This window comes from Pengzhenrongella sp., from assembly GCF_036565025.1.
Taxonomy (GTDB): domain Bacteria; phylum Actinomycetota; class Actinomycetes; order Actinomycetales; family Cellulomonadaceae; genus Pengzhenrongella.
The window spans coordinates 1-3,743 of record NZ_DATCNW010000461.1; the positions used below are offsets into that span (position 1 = coordinate 1).

The following is a 3,743-nucleotide window of genomic DNA, read 5'->3' on the forward strand; positions in this document are numbered from 1 at the left end:
CGTCGCCGCCGTTGTTGCCCGGCCCGACGAGCGCGACGACGCGGGCCCCCACGACCGGTCCACCGCGCGCGCGCAGCTCACGCGAGACGTGCACGGCGAGGGCGAACGCCGCGCGCTCCATCAGGGCGCCGTCGGGCCCGGCGGCGAGCAGGGGGAGCTCCGCGGCCCGGACCTGGGCGGCGGTGTAGCCGAGGATCACGTCCTCATCCTCGCCCACACCGGCGCACACCGCTGGCCCCGAGCTCCTGTCCCTGGCTCGACGCGGCACTGATGAACCGAGTTGAACAGCGGCCGTCTGCCGTCAGGGGTGATGACCGGTCACCGGAGGCGCGACCTGACGTGCCGTTGTTGCCGCTGGTGTCAACTCCGACGGTTCGGACATGACCATCTCGATCACGCATCTCAATGGAAGCCCCGCCACCGCCGAGCACCTGGCACCGATGGCCTTCGCCGGCTACGCCCATTTCACCGCGATGCAGGTCCGTGACCACTCCGTGCGCGGCCTGGATCTCCACCTGGCGCGGCTGCGCCGCGCCAGCGATGAACTCTTCGGCCGGCACCTGCCGGACGCCCAGCTCGGCAAGTACCTGCGCACCGCACTCGATGCGGCGGGGCCCGATGTGTCGCTGAGGTGCTACCTCACCTCTCGCCCTGGGGAATTCGCGCCCGGAGGCGGGGCCGTCGACCTCGATGTGCTGATCAGGGTCGCCGATTCTGCGGAACCACCCGCCGGTCCGCTTGCGCTCGACGTAGTTCGCCATGAGCGGCATCTCCCGCACATCAAACACGTCGGAGAGACCGCCAAGACTCGCTATCTCAGGGCGGCGAAGACCCGGGGCTTCGACGACGCCGCCTTCGAGGACCGGTCCGGGCGGCTGAGCGAGGCGACCATCTGGAACCTCGCCTTCTGGGACGGCGAGTCCGTGATCTGGCCGCGAGCCGACCTCTTGACCGGTGTGACCATGCAGATCCTGACCCGACAGCTCCGCGTCCGCGGTATCCCCCAACGGACCTGCGAGATCCGTACGTCCGAGCTCACCGACCAGCTCGCCGCGGTGGTGATGAACTCGTGGACACCTGCCATCCCCCTCGCGCGCCTTGGCGACCACCGGCTCGCCCAGGAGCCCGCATTCGCCCGGCTCCTGCACGACGCCTACGCCGATGAGACAGCGATCCGGCCGTGAACGGGATGCCGACGCGCGTCTGAGACCCGCGGCCGGGCAGCTCAGCTCGGGCGGCGACTCCGACGCTCGCGCGCCCGACGGCGGGGCGGTTCCGTGTTCTGCTGCAACAGGCCGAGGCACACGCGCAGGCGCACGACCCGTTTGCGGACCGTGGCGCGACTGCCGACGATCCCCCAGGCGGTCACCGAACGACCGTTGCGCAGGCGCAGCTGCAGGGTGTCCGTCGTGGCCGACGGCCGGCGCCCGCTGCGCCACCCGTCGTAGATCACCGAGCTGACCTCGACGATCTCGACACGAGCGAGCCGACGGGTGCGGAACCACGACCGGACGAGGACCTTTTCGCTGCCGACCTCGATCCCCAGCGCGGCGCCCCTGATCGCGAAGCCGAGGCTGACGACCGCACAGGCCACCCCCACAAGCTCGTACGTGCGCTGGTCGAAGACCGGTCCGGGGTAGGCGATGAAGCTGAGGAAGACGCCCGCGACGAGCACGAGATACACGACCGCGAGAGTCTGGCTCCACGGTGTGCGGGTGGTCGAGCCGGCTCCCGGTCGCCGTGCCTCTCGGGTCACCTGCGCACCTCCCCTCACGATTTGCCGCCTGCCTCGCGGACGGTCGCCCACGATCATCCCCCGCGGCGGGCCGTCCCCGCGGGCGCGACCACCGCAGGAGCGGCATAGTCACCTCCACACGGCACCACACGGATCGCGCGGCAGCTCCATGGGCCTGCGGAGAAGGCGATCTCGAGATGGCGATTGGTCACTACCGGTTCGCCCTGCTCCCGAGGCCGACGCCGCCGCCTTCGAGAAGCACATGGCCGACGACGTCTTCACCGACTCCACCGCGTTGCAGCTGACCCGGACCACGTCCGCGTTCAGCCATCGGCTCCTGGAGTCGCTGGCTGGCGAGCACGAGGCGGACGACGCCAACGTTCTGCGCCCGCAGTACGTGTGGGAGGTCACGGTCACGGTCATCGGAAACCTGAGGTACGAACATCCGACGGGTGCAGGATCGGGTGGCCGGCTTTGCCACGCTGATCGACGTGGAGGAGCTCGGGAAGGTCGGGTCACCCATCGACTGAGAGCGCTTGTCGCATGGATGAATCCGCTGCGCTCGAATTTCCGGTCGTCCGCCCCCGGATGCAGATTTCGCACGACGATCCACAGCCGCGTCGTCGCCCCGCCAGAGTGTCAGTGGTCCCCTGTATTGTTTGGCGCAGAGGAATTCGAAGGAATTCGACGGCAGGGGGCCGAGATGGCATTCGACGACAGCGAGATCTCGCCGGCGCTTTCGCCAACCGCGCCCTCGTCCGACGGCCTGTCGCTCGCGGAGCACTACGCCGCCGTCCGCGAGCACCTCGACGCCATCGCGCGGGTTGCGCCGCGGGACCTGGACGGGTCAGGTGCGTTGGCCTTGTTCGACGCCACCTACGAGTTTGGTGACCGGTTCACCGCGATCGCGACTCGCGCGTTGCCGGTGGTCGAGACCGACGTGGTGTGGGCGACCGAGGCCCGCACGTTCCCCTGGTGGGTGTCCCGCCGGGCGCACGTCACGCACTACCGCGCCCAGCGGATGACCCGCCTCGGGCGGGCCCTGCGCGACGAGCTGCCGCTGACCGGGGCGGCCGTGGTGACCGGTGGGCCGGAGCGGATCACGACCGACCAGGCCGAGATCCTGACCACGTGCGCGGCGACCAGCCCCGGGCGGCGCGAGGCGCTGCTCGATCCCACGAACGTGCACGGGGAGCGGTTCCTGCTCACGCAGGCGCGCGAGTGGCCGGCGGACAAGTTCCACAACGTCGTCAAGCGGTGGGCCGCCGCCACAGACCCGAACGCGGACGACCGCGGGTTCAAGGAGGCCACCGACCGGGAGTACCTCGAGATCGCGCTGACCACGGGCGGGTACCTCCTCGGCGCGTTCATGACCACCGAGCACGGTCAGCTGCTGCTCACCGCCCTGGACACGCTCGCCCGGACCCCCTCGAAGGACGAGATCCGCACCCGCGCCCAGCTGCGCGTCGAGGCGTTGACCACCATGACCCGGCTCACCCTGGACCACGGCCTGGTCGGCACCACCGGCGGGGTCAAGCCGCACCTGAACATCCACGTCGGCTACCGCACCCTGCTCGCCCTGGCCTCCCAGGTCGGCGCCGGCGACCAGCTCCCCGGCGACCTGCTGCCCATCCCGTACGCGCCCGGGCATATCACCGGGCTCGAGAACCTCGCCGGCACCCTCTCGGCGGGGGACGGGGAGTTCACGGCCGCGGGGCTGCTGGACGCGGCGACGTTCGAGGACGGCCAGCCCGTCCCATGGGCGGTCCTGCGCCGGTTGCTGTGCGACGGGGAGATCAGCCGGATGGTCTTCGGACCGGACGGGCAGATCCTGAACGTCGGGCGCACCAAGCGGACGTACCGCAAGCATTTGCGCCGGGCGATCATCGCCCGCGACAAGCACTGCCAGTACCCGTCCTGCGACGCGCCGGCTCGGCTGTGCGAATGTCACCATTGCGTTCATTGGGCCAGAGACCACGGCGACACCGACGTCGCCACCGGAATCCTG

At 70.3% G+C, this 3,743-nt stretch carries 3 protein-coding genes and 1 pseudogene; 2 read left to right on the forward strand and 2 right to left on the reverse strand.

Going from position 1 to position 3,743, the window contains the following annotated elements; translation table 11 throughout:
* Positions 1 to 217, reverse strand: a pseudogene (locus VIM26_RS25890) (bifunctional ADP-dependent NAD(P)H-hydrate dehydratase/NAD(P)H-hydrate epimerase); the annotation flags it as partial.
* A gap of 163 nt (positions 218 to 380) precedes the next feature.
* On the opposite strand from VIM26_RS25890, the gene VIM26_RS25895 reads away from it, so the two are divergent.
* Complete coding sequence (locus VIM26_RS25895) at positions 381 to 1,184, forward strand: aminotransferase class IV family protein (RefSeq protein WP_331956211.1); 804 nt, start codon at positions 381 to 383, stop codon at positions 1,182 to 1,184.
* Positions 1,185 to 1,225: 41 nt separating this feature from the next.
* Here VIM26_RS25895 and VIM26_RS25900 read toward each other — a convergent pair whose 3' ends face one another.
* The gene (locus VIM26_RS25900; RefSeq protein ID WP_331956212.1) at positions 1,226 to 1,756 is read right to left on the reverse strand and encodes a hypothetical protein; all 531 of its coding nucleotides are present in this window, start codon (positions 1,754 to 1,756) and stop codon (positions 1,226 to 1,228) included.
* 682 nt (positions 1,757 to 2,438) lie between these two features.
* Between VIM26_RS25900 and VIM26_RS25905 the strand changes: the two genes are divergently transcribed.
* A partial coding sequence (locus VIM26_RS25905) for an HNH endonuclease signature motif containing protein (protein WP_331956213.1) occupies positions 2,439 to 3,743 on the forward strand: 1,305 nt, incomplete at its 3' end.

What these genes read in the sequence shown, in the direction of transcription:
- VIM26_RS25895 (WP_331956211.1), top strand. Translation starts at nt 381, where the DNA reads ATGACCATCTCGATCACGCATCTCAATGGAAGCCCCGCCACCGCCGAG.